Raw genomic sequence first — 18,552 nt, forward strand, 5'->3', positions numbered from 1 at the left:
GCTCAGTCGAGGACCAGGCGCCCGGTGCGGGCGCGCTTGAGTTCGTACAGGTCCGGGTGGTTCGCGAGGACGCGGAAGCTGTCGAAGAGGTGCGCCGCCTCCTCGCCGCGCGGTATCGAGCCCAGCACCGGGCCGAACCAGACCGTGCCGTCCACATGGATGGTGGGGGTGCCGACATAGCCGTCGGCGGCCGGGTCGTGCCCCCGTTCGTGGCTGCGGCGCACCGCGTCGTCGTACGAGGGGTCATGGGCGGCGGTGGCCAGTGCGGCGGGCAGTCGGAGCGCGGCCAGGGACTCCACGACGACCTCGTCGAAGTTCTCGTTCTTCCCCTGGTGGATCCGGGTGCCGAATTCGGTGTACAGGTCGCGCAGCACCTCGTCGCCGTGCCCGGCGGCCGCGGCTGCGGCGACCCGCACGGGCCCGATCGACTTGTCGACCAATGCGCGGTACCGGTCGGGGAGTTCGTTGCCGATGTTGTGGAGGTGAAGGCTCATCACCCGGAAGCGGAGGTCGAGATCACGCTCGCGTTCGACCTCCAGCATCCAGCGTGAGGTGATCCAGGCGAAGGGGCAGGCGGGGTCGAAGTAGAAGTCGACGACGGTCCTGCCGTCGGAGTCGGAAGCGCTCATGCCGAGGACCCTAATCAGCGAATGGCAGGTGCTTCTGGTCCATTCAGGCCGCGTTCGGGCGGGCCAATTCTGACGAGTCGTCCATGTCCTTGGGCGCGGACCGGCACACGCGGGTGGATCGATCCCGTCATTTGCCGTGGCCGTCGTGGTCGCCGCCGTCGTGGTCGCCGCCGTCGTGGCCGACGATCGTCCATGGGCGCATCAGGTCGTCGTCTTCGTGTTCGAGAATGTGGCAGTGATGGATGTACGTCGCCGGTAATTCTGTGCCGCTGTCCGGAATCGACGCGATCGTGCCCGTCGGCGGGCTGAACTCCTGAGTGATGATTCTGGTCACCGTCTCCGGATAGGACTTGACCGTGTCCTTGTAGGACCGTGCTTCGTCCGGGTCCGGAGGAATCGGTGGACCGGTGAGATGGTTCGCCAGCACCGGCCGGTCCTCCGGTCTGCGACCACCGTCGAGCCACTTCTCGTAATAGGCGAGCGAGCCGTCCTTGTGGAAGGTCCGGTCCTGCAGGATGAGGGGGACCTCGAATACACCTTGCTGCAGCCCCAGACGCTCGTCGGCAGGGTCACGAACGAAGTAGAGACCGGCGAGGCCGGCATAGACGTTGTCGGCGCCCGGCTCGGGCACCGGGTCAGGCGCTGGTCATCTCCACCAGCTTGACGACGGTGTTCCAGTTGCGGCTGGTGGCGACGACGCCCTTGAGCAGACCCGGCCTGGAGAGCGCCACCGCGAGCTTGGATCGGCCGAGGCCTTCCGGCGCGTAGAGATACAGCGCGCGGTCGCCCAGCCGGAACTCCTCCGGCAGGTGGGCCGCGGCGCGGACGGACGCGAACCGGTCGGGGGTGACCCGCTCGGAGAAGTACGTGACGTGCAACTGCTTGCCCTGGAGCGAGGCTGCGGGGAAAGGGCAGGCGTCGGCGACCGACCTCAGATACGCCCCGTCCCGCACCAGGACGTCGACATGGAAACCGAACGTCTCCTCGATCGCGCGCTCAAGACCGCCGGCGAGCGCGTCCTCGTCCTGTTCCTCGCTGTTGAAGACGGCGTTGCCGCTCTGGAGATAGGTCGCGACATCGCCGTGGCCCAGGTCGCTGATGAGCCCGCGGAGTCGCGCCATGGGGACCTGCTTGCCCGAGCCCACGTTGATCCCGCGAAGGAGTGCCGCGTACCTCGTCGTCATGCTCGAACAATAGGGCGGTCGCCGTGCCCCGTGGGGGAGGGCACGGCGACCGCCGGTTCAGCGACGTGGGCCGTCGGTCACTCGACGACCTTCAGCAGCTTGTTCGGCGTTCCCGCGCTCGGGTTGGTGATCTTGTCCGCCGTGGCGCCCTCGGTGAGCGCCGTGGCGACCTGCTCCGGGGTCGCGTCCTGGTGGCCCGCGAGGTAGACCGCCGCGGCACCGACGACGTGCGGGGTCGCCATCGACGTGCCGGAGATGCTCTTGGTGCCCTCGTCGCTGTCGTTCCACGACGAGGTGATGTCGGAGCCGGGGGCGTAGATGTCCACGATCTCACCGAAGTTGGAGAAGTCCGACTGGGCGTCCTCCTTGGTGGAGGAGGCGACCGTGATGGCCTCCTTCACCCGCGACGGCGAGCCCTGGGCCGCGTCCGAGGACTCGTTGCCGGCCGCGACGCCGAAGGTGACACCGGCGGCGATGGCCTTGCGGACCGCCTCGTCGAGGGCCTCGTCGGCGCCGCCGCCGAGGCTCATGTTGGCGACGGACGGGCCCTGGTGGTTCTGGGTGACCCAGTCGATGCCCGCGACGACCTGCTCGGTGGTGCCGGAGCCGTTGTCGTCGAGCACCCGGACGGCGACGATCTTCGCCTTCTTGGCGACACCGTGCGCCGCGCCGGCGATGGTGCCCGCCACGTGCGTGCCGTGGCCGTTGCCGTCGTCGGCGGAGTCGTCGTTGTCCACGGCGTCGAAGCCGTGGGTGGCGCGGCCTTCGAAGTCCTTGTGGGAGATCCGGACCCCGGTGTCGATGACGTACGCCGTCACGCCTTCACCGGCGCTGTCCGGGTAGGTGTACTTGCTGTCCCCGGCCGTGTCGGCCTGGTCCACCCGGTCGAGACCCCAGGACGGCGGGTTGTCCTGGGTGGCGTTGATGCTGAACTTCTTGTTCTGCACGACCTTGGCGACGGCCGGGTCGGCGGCGAGGCGCTTGGCCTCCGTCTCGGTCAGACCGCTGGCGGAGAAGCCGTTGATGGCGGAGCTGTAGTTGCGCTGCAGCTTGCCGCCGTACTCCTTGGCCAGACCCTTCTTGTCGGTCTTCTCGTCCAGCATGACGATGTAGCTGCCCGCGACGGCGCCTTCGGCGTTCGCACCGTAGATCTTGCCTTCGGCCGGAGCGGCCGCCCCGGCGAAGGACGTGTTGAGAAGCGTGACGCCTGCTGCGGCTGCCACGGCGGTTATGGCGGCGGTGAGCTTCATCCTGCTCGCGCGCTTGTGAGTTGCCATGAAGAGGGGTCTCCTCGTCATCAATTTTGTGGGGGGATCGCCCCACGGACGGAAGATCTCCGGGGGCTGGCTCGAAACCCTGACCGATTGACGCGCCCAGATCAAGACCTTCATGCAGCTGTGACTCAGTCAACAAGGTTTCGTAATAAGAAATCGGCCATGCCGTCCCAAGTCGGACCGGGCCTTCAAAGTGCCTTAGTTGTAAGGGGCTTCCATCGATCTCGTCAGGGATGCGCACCGTCCTGGAGGAGGAGGGAGCACGCGCCGCAAGTCACCGCCCGGCAGGACGAGACGACCTGAAGACGCCCATAGCTTCGAGGTGGGCGCCGGGCCTTCGCGCAGATTCCACACACACCTGCCTCACGCGCAGATCACGGATATGGGCATTCCCGCACGCCATTTACACATGCGCTCACACATTCACCGGACGAACGCACTCGCACAACGAGGGGACATGCCTGTCATGGGGAGAACAGGAAGTGGTCCGCGCGGTATCGCCGCACGGGCAGGCGGCTGGAGCGCCCGGCACCGCTGGGCCGCCGTGGGGATCTGGATTCTGTTCGTGCTGCTCGCCATGGTGGCGGGCTCGGCCGCGGGCACCGTCGAACTCAAGGACAGCGAACAGCTGTCCGGCGAGACCACGCAGGCCGCACGCATCACCGAGCAGGCCGGCATCGAGGAGCCTGCCTCGGAGAGCGTGCTCGTCCAGGCCAGGAGCAGGTCCGTCAAGGCGGTCGACCCCGAGTTCCGCAAGGCCGTCGACGACGTCGTACGGGCCGTCGAGGGAACGCATGAGGTCACGGCCGTGACGTCGCCCTACGAGACGAAGAGCATCTCGAGGGACGGCCGCAGCGCCCTGGTGCAGTTCGACGTGCGGGGCGACCCGGAGACCGCGAGCGAGCGGATCGACCCCGTACTGAAGGCCGTCGCGGACGTCCAGGACCGGCACCCGGACCTTCGGGTCGAGGAACTCGGCGGCGCCAGCATGGGCAAGACGTTCGACGAGGCGTTCGGCGACGACTTCCGGCGGGCCGAGTTCTCCGCCGTGCCCGTCGCGCTGGGCATCCTGTTGATCGCCTTCGGGGCGCTGGCCGCCGCACTGCTGCCGGTGCTGCTCGCCATCACCGCGATCATGGCGACGATGGGCCTGATGGGCGTCGTCAGCCATGTGATGCCGATGAGCGAGACGGCCAACTCCGTGATGCTCCTCGTCGGTCTCGCCGTCGGCGTCGACTACTGCCTGTTCTATCTGCGGCGCGAACGCGAGGAGCGGGCCGCGGGCCGCGACGGCCGCACCGCCATCATGATCGCGGCGGCCACCAGCGGCCGCGCCGTCGTCGTGTCGGGTGTGACGGTGTGCGTGGCCATGGCGGGCATGCTCTTCACCGGCATCGGGGAGTTCGAGTCGATGGGACTCGCCTCGCTGATCGTGGTGGCGGTGGCGATGATCGGCTCGGTCACCGTCCTGCCCGCGCTGCTCTCCCTGCTCGGCGAGCGGGTGGAGAAGGGCCGGCTGCCCTTCCTCAACCGCCGCAAGCGGGCCGCCGGTCCACACAGCGGTGAGAGCCGGGTGTGGAGCCGGGTGCTCGGCGGTGTGCTCGAACGGCCGCTGGTGTCCCTGATCGTCGCCGCCGGAGCGCTGGTCGCCATCGCCCTCCCCGCCCTCGGTATGAAGACTCAGAACTTCACCCTGGACCAGGAGTTCGGTGACTCGGTGCCGATCGTGGCGACGTACGAGCGGATCAACGAGGCGTTCCCGGGCGGCGCCGACCCGGCGCAGGTCGTCGTCAAGGCGGACGACATCGACTCCGTGCAGGTGCGGCAGGCCATCGCCGGATTCCAGGAGCAGGCCGTGAGCTCCGGGGCGTCCGAGGGACCGGTGGAAGTCGTCACCCACAAGGCGCAGAACGTCGCCTTCGTGTCCGTCCCCCTGGTCGGCGGATCCGACCAGGACCGGGCGGAGAAGAGCCTCGAGAAGCTGCGGGACGAGGTACGGCCCGCGACCCTCGGCAAGGTCGACGGCGTCGAGGCTCCGATCACCGGACAGGTCGCCGGCTCGAAGGACTTCAACGACCAGCTGACCGGGGCGGTCGCGCCCGTGTTCGCCTTCGTCGTCCTCTTCGCCTTCGTCCTGATGCTGCTGTCGTTCCGCTCCCTGACGATCGCTGTCACCTCGATCGTCCTCAACCTGCTGTCGGTGGGCGCGGCGTACGGCATCCTGACCGCCGTCTTCCAGCACGGCTGGGGCGCGTCGCTGGTCGGCGCGGAAGGCGTCGGCGCGATCATCGCGTGGCTGCCGCTGTTCCTGTTCGTGATCCTGTTCGGGCTCTCGATGGACTACCACGTCTTCGTGGTGTCACGGATCCGCGAGGCGAGGGCCAAGGGCCGCGACACCCGCGAGGCGATCACGCACGGCGTGGTGACGACGGCGGGCGTGGTGACGAGCGCGGCGGTCATCATGGTCGCGGTCTTCGCGATCTTCGGAACGCTGTCCATGCAGTCGATGAAGCAGATGGGCGTGGGCCTCGCGGCGGCGGTGCTGATCGACGCGACGGTCATCCGCGGGGTGCTGCTGCCCGCGATCATGGCGCTGCTGGGTGAGCGGAACTGGTACTTCCCGAAGTGGCTCCGCTGGCTTCCGGACATGACCCACGACGAGCCGCCGACGCCTGAACGGGAGCGGGCGGACGACGCGCGGGGGGTGGACCCGGTCCACGTCTGAGGTGGGCGGGGGCGGGTGCGTGTCGCTACGGCGGGCGCCTTGTCCCCCACCCTCCCCCTTCGGCCCGGGCGGCCGTAGGGGGACTTCCACTCCCCGAACCGGGCAAGCCCCGGACCCCGTACCGCCTTCGGCGGTGCCCTCAATCGCCGGGCGGACCGACGGAGTCGGCCCCGCGCAGCTCCGCCTCGATCAGGTCCGCCGCTCGTCGCGTGCCCCCCTCCACCGCCATCTCCGCGCGGATCGACGTGAGCCGCGCCGCGACCTCCGGGTCGGAGGTCAGCGACAGCACCGCCTCGCGCAACTCCGCCGCCGGCGCCTCCGTCGCGACGCGGCGCGCCACTCCGAGTCCCACCAGCATGTCGGCGTTGCCGAACTGGTCGACCGCCTGCGGCACCGCCACCATCGGGGTGCCGGTGGCCAGGCCCTCCTGGCTGCCGCCCGCCCCGGCGTGCGTGATGAACGCGTCAGCCTGCCGCAGCACCGACAACTGCGGTACCCATGAGTGGACTTCCACGTTGCCCGGCAGCTCGCCGAGTTCGGACGCCGCCACGTACCGGCCGATCTGGAGCACCATGTGCCAGCCGGGCAGGTCCCCGAAGGCCTTCACGCACTCGCGGTAGAAGGCGGGCTGCTTGGTGAAGGACGAGCCGAGGGAGACGAGGAGGACCTTCTCCGCGTCCGCGGGGCGCTTCCACTCCCCCTGGCTCGCACGGTCGCCCTGGCACGCGCCCACGAAGGAGTACACCGACTCGTCCACGCGGTCGGCGTTCGGCTGGAGCGCCCGCGGGATGAGGACGATGCTGCGGCGCGGCCGGCCGACGAACCGGTCGGGGTGCGTGGTGATCCCGTTCTCCGCGAGCCAGTCGGTGAAGCGCGCGTAGTACGCCTTGCCGCGCTCGGACGCCCTGAGTTCTGCGGTCATCGGTTCGGCGACCTCTTCCTCGTAGCCCTCCCAGGCGACGAGGTTGGGCGAGAGGGAGACGGCGGGCACACCCCAGCGGTGGGCGAGGACGATCGCCGGGTAGGAGGTGATGTCGTGGAGGACGAGATCCGGCTCGTCACCCGCGAACGCCTCGGCGAGCTGCGGCAGCACCTGGAGGGCGTCGTTCAGGAAGGGCTCGATGTTGTCGATCAGTTCGGTGCCCCAGGCCTCGGGCTCCTCCTCGGTGGGAAGAGTGGAGCGGTAGACGACGGGCTTCGCCCCCGTTTCCGCGATCCGGTCGGCGAACGACTCCGGAATCGCGTAGCTGACGCGGTGGCCGCGGGCGACGAGTTCCCGGATCACGTCCAGGCTCGGGTTCACATGCCCGGGGGCCGCGATGGAGAACATGCCGATGTGAGCACGCTGGGGTTCGGTCATGCGGTCCACGGTAGGCGAGACGAGACGTCTCGTGCAACCGGAATGAATTCCGAAACATTCGAATAGACAAGCACCGGCTAGTTCCGAATGCATACGATTCAGCCACCCCTGCATGCCCTTTTATCTGCAATGGCCAGCATCAATGCACCTCAGAGGCCCCAACAGGCTTTTTGAGCCAGCCAAATGTTTCGAGAAGTTTCGAGAAATTTTCTGTTGACGGCACATCAGGACCCTCGCATACTCTCCAGCGATCGCACCTCCCGCCGAGGCGGAATCAGAGCCTCGAGGCGGACGTAAGGCACCACGACAGGTCCATCCACCTTGCCCGGGCGGCAGTCCCGTTCGCCGCCCGGTCTCTGGCAGAAGAGGTCGCAGTGATCAGCAGATCCGCACGCCGACGTGCCCGCACGGCACTTGTGACGGGAGCAGCAGCCGTCATGGCAGCCGCCGGAACCGTCGCCATGGAGGGCACCGCGTACGCCGCCGGCACGCTCGGCGCCTCCGCGGCGGAGAAGGGCCGGTACTTCGGCACGGCCGTGGCCGCCAACCACCTGGGTGAATCGCCCTACGTCTCCACCCTGAACACCGAGTTCAACTCGGTGACGCCGGAGAACGAAATGAAATGGGACGCCCTGGAGAAGTCCCGCAACTCCTTCAGCTACGGCCCCGCCGACCAGATCGTCAGCCACGCCCAGAGCCGGAACATGAAGGTCCGCGGCCACACGCTGGTCTGGCACTCCCAACTGCCGAGCTGGGTGGGCTCGCTGAACGCGACCGAGCTGCGTTCCGCGATGAACAACCACATCACCCAGGTGATGCAGCACTACCGCGGCAAGATCCACTCCTGGGACGTGGTGAACGAGGCGTTCCAGGACGGCAGCAGCGGCGCCCGGCGCAGCTCGCCCTTCCAGGACAAGCTGGGCAACGGCTTCATCGAGGAGGCCTTCCGCACGGCCCGCACCGCCGATCCCGCGGCGAAGCTCTGCTACAACGACTACAACACCGACGGCCAGAACGCGAAGAGCAATGCCGTCTACAACATGGTCAAGGACTTCAAGCAGCGCGGTGTCCCGATCGACTGCGTCGGCTTCCAGTCCCACTTCAACAGCGCCTCCCCGGTGCCCGGTGACTACCAGGCCAACCTCAAGCGCTTCGCCGACCTCGGCGTCGACGTGCAGATAACCGAGCTGGACATCGAGGGCTCCGGTTCCTCGCAGGCCGACAGCTACAGCCGCGCCGTCAACGCCTGTCTGGCCGTCACCCGCTGTACCGGCATCACGGTGTGGGGCATCACCGACAAGTACTCGTGGCGCGCGAGCGGCACCCCGCTGCTCTTCGACGGCAACTACACCAAGAAGCCGGCGTACCACTCGGTTCTGGCCGCTCTCGGCGGCTCCGGAGGCACTCCTGATCCCGGCACTCCCGGTGGAGCCACCTGCTCGGTCTCCTACCAGCGGACGGCCGCCTGGGGCGACCGCTTCAACGGTCAGGTCACGGTGACGGCCGGGAGCACGCCGATCACCAACTGGTCCGTGAACGTCACCGTCGCCTCAGCCCAGGACATCGTGACCACCTGGAACGGCAGCCCGACCTGGGACAGCAGCGGCAACGTGATGACCATGCGGCCGAACGGCAACGGCAACCTGGCGGCCGGCAGCTCCACGAGCTTCGGCTTCACCGTCATGACCAACGGCAACTGGAACGCGCCCGCCCTGGGCGCCTGCACCGCCTCCTGACCCTCTTCCCGCACCGCCCCCGACCGGCGCGGCGACCACCTACCGGTCGCCGCGCCGTCCGCGCCGTGACCGCGCGTGCCGGCCGGAGCCGTGTGCCGGAGCACCGTCAGGGCCACGGCCTCAGCGCTGATACCTGGCCAGCACCAGATTGCCGTCCTTCACCAGCCGCTCCTTCAGCTCCTGCTCGTCGATCGCACCGCTGTAGAACTCCTGGTACGCAGGCGTCGCCACCTTGTCCTTCCACTCCGGGTAGCCGCGCACCGACTGGGCCGGGGCCGACCGCAGATGCCGGGCGAGATCCGCGCCGGTCGCCCAGCCGTCCTTCTCCGTGTGCAGGGACGGGTCCCCAAGGGCCTGGGTGCCCGTCGGCAGCATCCAGTCGCCCTTGGCCAGCCGCACCATGTTCTGCGGGCGCAGCATGAAGTCGATGAACTGCGCCGCTTCCTTCTTGTGCGCGCTGTCCTGCGCGACGGAGAGCGTCTGCGGGCTGACTCCCTGGGCGGGCCCGCCCGGCCCGGCGGGCGCGGGCAGGACCGTCCACCTGAATCCTTCCGGCGCCTGCTGGACGATCTGCTGCCGGTACGAGAAGCCCAGCGGCACCATCGCGTACTTGCCGCCGAAGAAGCCGGGCAGGGTGTCCGACCCGCCCATGCCCAGCGTGCTGCGTGAGGCGCTTCGGTCGACGGCGACCTGGTCGTGGATCGTGCCGGGCACGACGCCGTCACCGTCCCTGAAGTCGATGGTGACCTTGCCGTCCTGCCCCCGGTGGAACAGCCGGCCGCCCGCGGACAGGCCCAGGTTGAGCGTCACGGAGACGGGCTCCTTGAGCGGCCAGGCGACGGCGTACCTCCCCTTGCCCATCTTCTTCGTCAGGTCCTTGGTGACCTGACGGAACTCCTCCCAGCTCCACGGTTTCTCGGCCGTGGGAACCCGGGCCCCGGACGATTCGAGGATCTCGGCGTTGGCGATCAGCACCCGAGGTTCCTGGAGGAACGGGACGCCGTACACGCCGCCGCCGAATGTCGTCGTCTCCCAGCTCTGCCGCGGGATGTCCGCCCGCAGGCGCTCCGGCAGCAGCTCGGTCAGGTCCGCGAGATAGCCCCCGTAGGCGAAGTCGGCGAGGTCGTCGGAGGCGTCATGGATGATGTCGGGCGCCTCACCGCCCTCGAAGGAGGTGAGCAGCTGGTCGTGGACGCTGTCCCAGCTGCCCTGGACGTACTCGACCTGGACGTCGGGGTGGGCGGCGTTCCACTCCTCGACCAGTTCCTTGTTGGCGTCGACGGACTCCTTCTGCCAGGCCAGCGACTGGAAGCGGAGCCTGATCGTGCCGTCGTCGCGGGCAGCGCCGTTCGAGCAGCCCGTCATCAGCAGGGCGAGTGCGGCGGCGGCCGCGAGCAGCCGGCCCCGTGGTTTCCGTGTGCCCATCAGCTCTTCACCGCCCCGGCCAGCATGCCGCCCGTGATCCGTTTCTGGATGATCGCGAAGATGACGAGCGAGGGGATCGTCGCGAGGAACGCGGCCGCGGCGAGCGGCCCCAGGTCGGCGACACCCTCCGCGCCGAGGAAGTGGGTCAGCACGACCGGCAGGGTCTGCTTCTCCGGCGTCTTGAGCAGGACGAGCGCGAAGAAGAACTCGTTCCAGGCGGTGATGAACGCGAACAGCGCGGTGGCGACGATGCCCGGCGCCAGCAGCGGCGCGGTGACCGACACCAGCGTTCGGAGCCGTCCCGCGCCGTCGACCGCCGCCGCCTCCTCCAACTCGCGTGGTACCGCCCGTACATAGCCGACGAGCATCCACAACGCGAACGGCAGCGACCAGACGACGTACACCATGATCAGGCCGGACAGGGTGTTGATCAGCTGGAGGCTCTTCAGGACCAGGAAGAGCGGAATGATCACCAGGACGAACGGGAAGGCCTGACTGACCACGACCCAGCTCGTCGCCGCCGTCGTGAGCCTGCCGCGGCGGCGGGCCATCGCGTACGCCATGGGGGTCGCGATCAACACGGCGATCAGCGCGGCGGTGAGGGCCGCGACCAAACTGTTGCCGGCGGCCCGGAGCAGCGGCTGCTCGTCGAATGCCTGCCGGAAGTTCGCCAGGGTCGGGTCCGCCGGTATCCAGGTGGGGTGCAGCGACCCGAGCTCCCGCGGCGGCTTGAAGGCCGTGGAGATCAGCCACAGGAACGGGAAGGCGAGGAAGACCAGATAGCCGAGGAGCGCGGCGTACTGTCCGGCGCGTCCCGCCCTGCCGGTACGCAGAGCCGTCATGCGTCCTCTCCTCCCTTGAGCCGGCCCACCAGGTAGAAGGCGAGCATCACCGAGATGAGTGCGACCATGACGCAGCCCATCGCCGCCGCGTACCCGAACTGGCCGTAGCGGAAGGCCTGTTCGTAGGCGAACAGCATGGGCAGCCGGGTCCGGCCGCCCGGCCCGCCGCTCGTGAGCACGTACACCAGCGCGAAGGCGTTGAAGTTCCAGATGAAGTTGAGGGCGGTGACGGCGAGCGCGACCGGTCTGATCGCCGGCCAGGTGACGGTGCGGAACCGGCGCCAGGCGCCCGCGCCGTCGAGGGCGGCCGCCTCGTGCAGTTCGTGCGGGGTGTTCTGCAGTCCGGCGAGCAGGGCGACGGTGGTCTGCGGCATTCCGGCCCAGATCCCGACGACCACGACCGCCGGCAGGGCGGTGGCGAGGCCGGTGAGCCAGTCCTGTCCGCCGCCCAGGCCCAGGTCCCGGAGGGTCTCGTTGAGGATGCCCGCGTCCGGGTTGTAGACGAGCCGCCACATGATGCCGACCACGACCTCGGGCATCGCCCACGGGACGATCGCCAGCGCCCGGGCGAGCCAGCGCAGCCGCAGCCGCTGGTCGAGCAGCAGGGCGAGGCCGAGCGCGAGCAGGAACTGCGGGACGGTCACGCCGACCGCCCACAGCAGACCGATCCTGAACGACTCCCAGAAGAGTGTGTCGTGGAGCAGGTCCTGGAAGTTGAGGGTGCCGATCCACTCGGTGGGTTCGGTGCGCCCGGCCTGGGCGTCGGTGAAGGCCAGCGAGATGCCGTAGAGAAGCGGCCCCACGCTCAGCACCAGGATGGGTATCAGCGCGGGCAGGACGAGGAACCAGGCCCCGTGGTCCACCGTGCTCCCGGTGCTCCGGGCCGCCTTCCTCCCGGACCGCGCCGTTGCGGTCGTCGATATCACGTAGGCGACTCCTTCGGGCGGCTGGTCATGGATCGTCCGGCCGCCCCGGCGGCCCTCGCCATCGTGCTGACGGGCCGTCGGTTCGTCAAGGCGACCTGCACGGATGCGAGACTTTGTCGGATTCACGACGGTGCTGGGAGAGGACGATGGACGAGACACGGGCACGCGAGGTACTGACGGCAGCCGGTTTCCCGGCGGACGCGGCCCTGCTGGCGCTCGGCGAGAACGCCGTGTTCGCGGCGGACCGGACCGTGGTGAAGGTCGGCCGGGACGCCGAGACGCTGCCGCGGGCCGAGCGGGAACTCGCGGTCGCCGACTGGCTTCAGAGCGCCGGGGTGCCGGCGGTACGGGCCGCCGAGCCGGTGGCGAGGCTGGTGGACGGCCACCCGGTGACGGTGTGGCACCGGCTTCCCGACGCCGTACGGCCGGCGGGGCCGGCCGACCTCGCGGAACTGCTGCGCCTCTTCCACACGCTCCCCGCCCCTCCCTTCGCGCTGCCCCGCCGGGAGCTGCTCGGCGGTGTCGAACGCTGGCTGCGGCTGGCGGGCGACGCGATCGATCCGGCCGACGCCGCCTACCTGCGGGAGCGCCGCGACGGTTTCGAAGCCGCCGCGGCCGGTCTCACCCCGCACCTCACGCCGGGCCCGATCCACGGCGACGCGCTCCCCCGCAACGTCCTTGTGGGCCCGGACGGCCCGGTCCTGGTCGACCTCGAGACCGTCTCGTCGGACCTGCGGGAACACGACCTGGTGGTCATGGCCCTGTCCCGCGACCGCTACGGCCTGCCCGCCGAGGCGTACGACGCGTTCACCGGCACCTACGGCTGGGACGTGCGGGAGTGGGACGGCTGCGCCGTCCTGCGCGGCGCCCGTGAGACGGCCAGCTGCGCCTGGGTCGCCCAGCACGCCCCGGCCAACCCCAGGGCACTGGCCGAATTCCGCCGCCGGGTGGCCTCCCTGCGCGACGACGACCCCGGGGTGCGCTGGTACCCCTTCTAGGCGTTGGCCTGGCGATCCTCTCGGGCCCGGAAAGGATCTAGCCGACGGCCCGCGCCGGCTCCCGCATCGGCCAGGAGGTGTCGATCACCGCGTCGGCGGTGCCCTTGCGGCGCAGGAAGCTCTGGAAGCCGACCGCCCACTCCGCGTACCAGTCGATCTGCCGCTCGTGCAGCTCCGCCACGGTGAGGGAGGCCACCGTGGCGTGCCGCTCGGCTATCGCGCAGGCCACCAGGACCGCGGCGCGGGCGTCGGCGTCGGCGTGGTGCGCACTGCCGAGTACCACGCCGTATTCGACGCAGACCGCTTCGAGGGTGCGCTTGCCCTTGCGGTAGCGGTCGACCGCCCGGTCGATCGTGTACGGATCGACGACGGGGCCGATCGGGCGGCCGTCCAGCCGCTCACCGAGCGAGGGCAGGCCGTGCCGCTGCAACTCGGCGGCCAGCAGCGTCAGATCGAAGGCGGCATTGTACGCGACGACCGGGACGCCCTGCCGCCAGTGGGCGGTCAGTGTGCCGGCGATCTCGTCGACCACCTCGCGCGCGGGCCGGCCCTCCGCCGACGCCCGCTCGTTGCTGATGCCGTGGATCGCGGACGCCTGCGCCGGGATACTTATCCCCGGGTCGGCCATCCAGCCGTGGCTCCGCACCGGCTCGCCGGCCCGCAGCTCGACGACGGCCGCGGTGACGATGCGCGCGTCGAGCGGATCGGTCCCCGTCGTCTCCAGATCGAAGCCGACGAGCAGCTCGCGGTGCCAGGACATGGGTGCCCCCTTCTGTGTGGTGCGGTGTTGCTCCCCCAGTTGACGACCACTCTCGCACGGGCCACTGACAGCCGGTTCGGACCGGGCACTCAGGACACCGGGCGCGAATCGGTCCAGACCGACTCGAACTCCTCGCGGTATGTCTGGAAAAGCCCCGTCTCGCTGTCCTGACCGGCGCGCACCACCGAACGTCCGCCGCCCCGCAGCACCAGCACCGGGGCCTCCATGCCCCGGGCCCTGCGGAGGTAGGACTGGACGACGGCGAGGCCGTCCGGCCCGTCGCCGTCGACGAGGTAGGCGGTGAAGCGGGGGGTCTCGTCGAAGACCTGGATCTCGAAGGCGCCCGGGTCCCGCAGCCGGGACCTGACGCGCCGCATATGGAGGATGTTCATCTCCACCGTGCGGCTCAGCTCGCCCTTCTTCAGGCCGAGTTCGCGCTCGCGGCGCTTGACGGCGCTGCTCGCCGGGTTCAGGAAGAGCAGCCGGACCCGGCACCCCGACTCGGCCAGGCGGACGAGCCGTCGACCGGAGAAGTTCTGCACCAGCAGGTTCAGTCCTATGCCGATCGCGTCGAGGCGGCGCGCGCCACCGAAGAGGTCCTCCGCGGGCAGCTGGCGCTGGAGCCTGACGCGGTCGGGATGGACGGAGACGACGTCCGCGTACCGGTCGCCGACCAGGTCCTCCACCGCGTCGACGCGGAGCCGCTCCGCGGAGGGGACTCCGGCGCCGTTGCCGAGTATCTCCAGCAGCCGGGACGAGGCGCGCTCGGCCTGGGCGAGCACGGCCTCGTTGAGCGCGCGGTTGCGGGAGACGACGTTCCTGGCGACCTCGAGCTCGTCGAGCGCCAGCTCGACATCGCGCCGGTCGTCGAAGTACGGCTCGAAGCAGGGCCAGTGCTGGACCATCAGCTCGCGCAGCTGCGGCAGCGTGAGGAAGGACAGGACGTTGTCGTCCGCCGGGTCCAGCAGATAGCCCTTGCGGCGGGAGACCTCCCGGACCGCGACGGCCCGCTGCACCCATTCCTGGCCGGCCGGGCCGGCCGCGGCGACGACCCAGTCGTCGCCGTGCACCGGCTCGTAGATGGGACGCAGCACGGCGGCCACCACCGCCCGCAGCCGCTGTTCCACCAGATTCAGCCAGATGTAGGCGCGCCCGGCCCGCTGGGCACGTGTGCGTACCTCACTCCAGGCGTCCGCGCCCCAGTCCAGTTCCGCCCCGATCTCCATCGGCCGCGCGAGGGAGACCGCTCCTGGCGGGACCTCGGCGGAGTCTCCCCCTCGTGACCCGTGTCACCGGGGGGTAGCTCCAGCCCTCCCGAGCTCACCCACGCACCGCCTTCCCTGCCCCTCGAACGATCAAGGAAGCCTACTCCGGCCGCGGGAGCAGGTGCAGCCGGATCCGTCGGGAGTTTCCCCAACTCTCGTAACAATGCGCCTGGTTCCCTTCGGAGCCGGCTTCCCGGAGTGAGGGAATTCATGGCGTTGACGCTCACCGGCCCCTCACAGACCCGTGCCTATCCGGGCGGAGCGACCAGGTCGTCGGACTGGTCCGCGCGCCGCAGGGCCTCGGCGACGAAGCCGTCGGCCTTCAACTCCTCGACGACGTCGTGGAGGTAGCGAACGGTCTCCGGCCGGCGGGTCCTGGTGGTGCCGACGGCCTGTCCGATCTCCATGAACCTGCCGTCGACCAGCCGGAATCCGGGATGGGCGGCAACGAATTCGGTCATGGGCTGCCTGATTCCGGCGGCGGCCTCCAGGCCCTGGGCGCGGAACTCGTCGATCCCGTCCCTCCCGCGCACGACGCTGGCGTGCCGGAGGGTGCGGGAGAGGAAGAGGTCATAGGCGGACCCCTCCTTCACCCCGATCCGCACGCCGGGCCGGTCGACGTCGTCGGCCGTGGTGAGCTCCGAGTCGCCGGGCACCGCGAACACACCTTCGATGAGTACATACGGTGCGGTGAAGGCGACCTCGGCCTCACGCGCGGGGTCGACGGCCAGGAAGCAGAGATCGGCGTGTCCCTCGGCCATCGCCTGGTACGACTTCCGGGCCGCGTCGAAGCAGAGCAGTTCCACGGGTACGCCGAGCCGGGAGCCGATCTCGCGCGAGATGTCGACGGTGACGCCGGTCGGCTCGCCGGGCGTGCCCCCGGCCAGTACCGGGTTCCCCAGGTTGATGGAGGCCCGGAGCACGCCGCTCGGCGCGAGGTCCTGGACAACGGCAGCAGTCGCGGTCTTCATGGGCCGGAGTGTATTCCCGCCGCCGTCCGGGCCCGGCGGGGCCCTCGATCGGCTCATCTCCCCGCCCTTTTCGGTCCTTGTTCCGAGCGGTCACCCGGTAGGAGGGTACGAAGTCCTAGGAGCTTGCCCCACTTTGCGGGAGGATCTTGTCCGAGTAGCTCCCATTACCCGGATCAGAAATGGAAGAGTCGAATCTATGCAGGTCTGGCCGGGACAGGCGTATCCCCTCGGCGCGACGTACGACGGCGCCGGCACGAACTTCGCGGTGCACTCGGAGGCCGCACACCGGATCGAGCTGTGTCTGCTGCACGACGACGGTTCGGAGACGGCCGTCGAGCTGCGGGAGACCGATGCCTTTGTGCGGCACGCGTATCTCCCGGGCATCATGCCCGGCCAGCGCTACGGCTTCCGGGTCCACGGCCCGTACGAGCCGGCGCGCGGGCAGCGCTGCAACTCCGCGAAACTACTGCTCGATCCGTACGCGCGTGCGATCAGCGGCTCCATCGAGTGGAACGAGTCGGTCTACGGCTATCACTTCGGCCGGCCCGACTCGCGCAACGACCTCGACTCCGCACCGCACACCATGACGTCGGTTGTGGTCAACCCCTATTTCGACTGGGGTGACGACCGGCTGCCGCGCACCGACTACCACCGGACGGTGATCTACGAGGCCCATGTGAAGGGCCTGACCATGCTCCACCCCGAGCTGCCGCCCGAGCTCCGCGGCACCTACGCCGGGCTGGCCCACCCCGCCGTCATCTCCCATCTGACGGAACTGGGCGTCACCGCACTGGAGTTGATGCCGGTGCACCAGTTCGTCAACGACCACCGGCTGGTCGACGCCGGGCTGAACAACTACTGGGGCTACAACACCATCGGCTTCTTCGCCCCCCACAACTCCTACGCCTCCTGGGGAGACCGCGGCGAACAGGTCCTCGAGTTCAAGCAGGCCGTGCGGGCCCTGCACCAGGCGGGCATCGAAGTCATCCTCGACGTGGTCTACAACCACACCGCGGAGGGCAACCATCTCGGCCCCACGCTCTCCTTCCGCGGCTTGGACAACGAGTCGTACTACCGGCTCATGGAGGACGACCGCCGGTACTACATGGACACCACCGGCACCGGGAACTCGCTGCTGATGCGCAGTCCCCACGTGTTGCAGATGATCATGGATTCACTGCGCTACTGGGTGACCGAGATGCACGTCGACGGTTTCCGCTTCGACCTCGCCGCGACCCTCGCCCGCCAGTTCCACGAGGTGGACCGGCTGTCGTCGTTCTTCGACCTGGTCCAGCAGGACCCGGTGGTCAGCCAGGTCAAGCTGATCGCGGAGCCGTGGGACGTCGGCGAGGGCGGCTACCAGGTGGGCAACTTCCCGCCGCTGTGGACCGAGTGGAACGGCAAGTACCGCGACTGCGTGCGCGACCTGTGGCGGGGCGAGCCGCGTACGCTCGCCGAATTCGCGTCGCGGCTGACCGGCTCCTCCGACCTGTACCAGGACGACGGCCGGCGTCCGCTGGCCTCGATCAACTTCACCACCTGCCACGACGGCTTCACCCTGCACGACCTGGTCTCCTACAACGACAAGCACAACGAGGCCAACGGCGAGAACAACCGCGACGGCGAGAGCCACAACCGGTCGTGGAACTGCGGCGCCGAGGGCGAGACCGACGACGAGGGTGTGCTGGAGCTGCGCGAGCGGCAGATGCGCAACTTCATCGCGACGCTGATGCTGTCGCAGGGTGTGCCGATGCTCAGCCACGGCGACGAGTTCGGGCGCACCCAGGGCGGCAACAACAACGCCTACTGCCAGGACAACGAGATCGCCTGGGTCCAGTGGCCGGAGCCGGGCGAGGACGAGGAGGGGTCGCTGCTGGCCTTCACCAAGACGATGGTGTGGCTGCGGCGCGACCACCCCGTCTTCCGGCGGCGACGCTTCTTCCACGGCAGGCCGGTGGAGGGGACGCACGACGAGCTGACCGACATCGCCTGGTTCACCCCGCAGGGCGACGAGATGGTCGCCAGGGACTGGCAGGCAGCGCACGCCAAGGCGCTGTCCGTCTTCCTCAACGGCCACGCCATCTCCGAGCCGGGGCCGCGGGGCGAGCGGATCTCGGACGACTCGTTCCTGCTGATGTTCAACGCGAGCGCGGAGGAGCTGGACTTCACGGTGCCCGTGAGCCACGGCGAGGAGTGGCAGGTGGTGGTCGACACGGCCAGCAAGGTGGGGGTCCCGCCCGGCAACGGACCGATGGTGTCGGCAGGCGACGAGCTGCGGCTGGTCGGCCGGAGCATGACGGTGCTGCGACGACCCGCATAGGAACGGGGTACGGCGGCGGGCGGTCGCGACCACCGTGCCGCCGCCGGCGCACCCGCCCTCGGCGCCGGGCACGCCGCAGGAACGCCGGCCGGGCGGCACGCCCGCACAGGTCCGCCATTCACCCGATCGGCCTACAC

At 69.4% G+C, this 18,552-nt stretch carries 14 protein-coding genes and 1 pseudogene; 4 read left to right on the forward strand and 11 right to left on the reverse strand.

Annotated elements, in window-relative coordinates; translation table 11 throughout:
• Nucleotides 1-2: 2 nt before the first annotated feature.
• The 4 genes from GLX30_RS07850 to GLX30_RS07865 form a co-directional block, all read right to left on the reverse strand.
• Entirely contained in the window at nt 3-629 is a 627-nt protein-coding gene (locus tag GLX30_RS07850; protein ID WP_159685277.1) for a DsbA family protein, read from the reverse strand.
• Nucleotides 630-756: 127 nt separating this feature from the next.
• Nucleotides 757-1,260, reverse strand: coding sequence for a hypothetical protein (locus GLX30_RS07855; protein ID WP_208545386.1), 504 nt, complete (start codon nt 1,258-1,260; stop codon nt 757-759).
• A gap of 4 nt (nt 1,261-1,264) precedes the next feature.
• Complete coding sequence (locus GLX30_RS07860; protein WP_159685280.1) at nt 1,265-1,813, reverse strand: DUF1697 domain-containing protein; 549 nt, start codon at nt 1,811-1,813, stop codon at nt 1,265-1,267.
• A gap of 77 nt (nt 1,814-1,890) precedes the next feature.
• Entirely contained in the window at nt 1,891-3,090 is a 1,200-nt protein-coding gene (locus GLX30_RS07865) for a S8 family peptidase (protein ID WP_159685282.1), read from the reverse strand.
• A 454-nt stretch (nt 3,091-3,544) separates the two neighbouring features.
• Here GLX30_RS07865 and GLX30_RS07870 point away from each other — a divergent pair, with 454 nt between their 5' ends.
• Nucleotides 3,545-5,812 (forward strand): MMPL family transporter, encoded by a 2,268-nt coding sequence (locus tag GLX30_RS07870; RefSeq protein ID WP_159685285.1) that lies wholly within the window; start codon nt 3,545-3,547, stop codon nt 5,810-5,812.
• A gap of 139 nt (nt 5,813-5,951) precedes the next feature.
• Here GLX30_RS07870 and mgt read toward each other — a convergent pair whose 3' ends face one another.
• On the reverse strand, nt 5,952-7,172 hold the full coding sequence (gene mgt, locus GLX30_RS07875; RefSeq protein WP_159685288.1) for a macrolide-inactivating glycosyltransferase: 1,221 nt from the start codon (nt 7,170-7,172) through the stop codon (nt 5,952-5,954).
• Nucleotides 7,173-7,609: 437 nt separating this feature from the next.
• Between mgt and GLX30_RS07880 the strand changes: the two genes are divergently transcribed.
• Entirely contained in the window at nt 7,610-8,908 is a 1,299-nt protein-coding gene (locus GLX30_RS07880) for an endo-1,4-beta-xylanase (protein WP_159685290.1), read from the forward strand.
• Between the two features lie 120 nt (nt 8,909-9,028).
• Here GLX30_RS07880 and GLX30_RS07885 read toward each other — a convergent pair whose 3' ends face one another.
• The 3 genes from GLX30_RS07885 to GLX30_RS07895 are packed head-to-tail and all read right to left on the reverse strand — an operon-like array spanning nt 9,029 to nt 12,038.
• On the reverse strand, nt 9,029-10,333 hold the full coding sequence (locus GLX30_RS07885; protein ID WP_159685292.1) for an extracellular solute-binding protein: 1,305 nt from the start codon (nt 10,331-10,333) through the stop codon (nt 9,029-9,031).
• Entirely contained in the window at nt 10,333-11,166 is an 834-nt protein-coding gene (locus GLX30_RS07890) for a carbohydrate ABC transporter permease (protein WP_159694918.1), read from the reverse strand. Before GLX30_RS07890 ends, GLX30_RS07885 begins: the two co-directional genes overlap by 1 nt.
• Before the next feature lie 5 nt (nt 11,167-11,171).
• On the reverse strand, nt 11,172-12,038 hold the full coding sequence (locus tag GLX30_RS07895; protein WP_244258428.1) for a sugar ABC transporter permease: 867 nt from the start codon (nt 12,036-12,038) through the stop codon (nt 11,172-11,174).
• Between the two features lie 209 nt (nt 12,039-12,247).
• On the opposite strand from GLX30_RS07895, the gene GLX30_RS07900 reads away from it, so the two are divergent.
• Nucleotides 12,248-13,099, forward strand: a complete 852-nt coding sequence (locus tag GLX30_RS07900; protein ID WP_159685297.1) for an aminoglycoside phosphotransferase family protein — start codon at nt 12,248-12,250, stop codon at nt 13,097-13,099.
• A 37-nt stretch (nt 13,100-13,136) separates the two neighbouring features.
• Here the strand turns inward: GLX30_RS07900 and GLX30_RS07905 are convergent, their stop codons facing one another.
• The 3 genes and pseudogenes from GLX30_RS07905 to GLX30_RS07915 all read right to left on the reverse strand — a co-directional run bounded on the left by GLX30_RS07905 (nt 13,137) and on the right by GLX30_RS07915 (nt 16,095).
• Nucleotides 13,137-13,859, reverse strand: a complete 723-nt coding sequence (locus GLX30_RS07905; RefSeq protein WP_159685300.1) for a 3'-5' exonuclease — start codon at nt 13,857-13,859, stop codon at nt 13,137-13,139.
• Between the two features lie 89 nt (nt 13,860-13,948).
• Nucleotides 13,949-15,183 (reverse strand): annotated as a pseudogene (locus tag GLX30_RS07910) (SAV2148 family HEPN domain-containing protein).
• A 189-nt stretch (nt 15,184-15,372) separates the two neighbouring features.
• On the reverse strand, nt 15,373-16,095 hold the full coding sequence (locus GLX30_RS07915; protein ID WP_244258060.1) for a transporter substrate-binding domain-containing protein: 723 nt from the start codon (nt 16,093-16,095) through the stop codon (nt 15,373-15,375).
• Between the two features lie 196 nt (nt 16,096-16,291).
• Between GLX30_RS07915 and glgX the strand changes: the two genes are divergently transcribed.
• Nucleotides 16,292-18,415: a glycogen debranching protein GlgX gene (glgX, locus tag GLX30_RS07920; protein WP_159685305.1), complete on the forward strand. Its 2,124-nt coding sequence runs from the start codon at nt 16,292-16,294 to the stop codon at nt 18,413-18,415.
• Nucleotides 18,416-18,552: the final 137 nt, after the last annotated feature.

Source organism: Streptomyces sp. Tu 2975, from assembly GCF_009832925.1.
Classification (GTDB): Bacteria; Actinomycetota; Actinomycetes; order Streptomycetales; family Streptomycetaceae; genus Streptomyces.

Coding starts and splice junctions, on each gene's coding strand:
- GLX30_RS07850 (WP_159685277.1), bottom strand. CDS start 629: ATGAGCGCTTCCGACTCCGACGGCAGGACCGTCGTCGACTTCTACTTC.
- GLX30_RS07860 (WP_159685280.1), bottom strand. CDS start 1,813: ATGACGACGAGGTACGCGGCACTCCTTCGCGGGATCAACGTGGGCTCG.
- GLX30_RS07865 (WP_159685282.1), bottom strand. CDS start 3,090: ATGGCAACTCACAAGCGCGCGAGCAGGATGAAGCTCACCGCCGCCATA.
- GLX30_RS07870 (WP_159685285.1), top strand. CDS start 3,545: ATGCCTGTCATGGGGAGAACAGGAAGTGGTCCGCGCGGTATCGCCGCA.
- mgt (WP_159685288.1), bottom strand. CDS start 7,172: ATGACCGAACCCCAGCGTGCTCACATCGGCATGTTCTCCATCGCGGCC.
- GLX30_RS07880 (WP_159685290.1), top strand. CDS start 7,610: ATGGCAGCCGCCGGAACCGTCGCCATGGAGGGCACCGCGTACGCCGCC.
- GLX30_RS07885 (WP_159685292.1), bottom strand. CDS start 10,333: ATGGGCACACGGAAACCACGGGGCCGGCTGCTCGCGGCCGCCGCCGCA.
- GLX30_RS07900 (WP_159685297.1), top strand. CDS start 12,248: ATGGACGAGACACGGGCACGCGAGGTACTGACGGCAGCCGGTTTCCCG.
- GLX30_RS07905 (WP_159685300.1), bottom strand. CDS start 13,859: ATGTCCTGGCACCGCGAGCTGCTCGTCGGCTTCGATCTGGAGACGACG.
- GLX30_RS07915 (WP_244258060.1), bottom strand. CDS start 16,095: ATGAAGACCGCGACTGCTGCCGTTGTCCAGGACCTCGCGCCGAGCGGC.
- glgX (WP_159685305.1), top strand. CDS start 16,292: ATGCAGGTCTGGCCGGGACAGGCGTATCCCCTCGGCGCGACGTACGAC.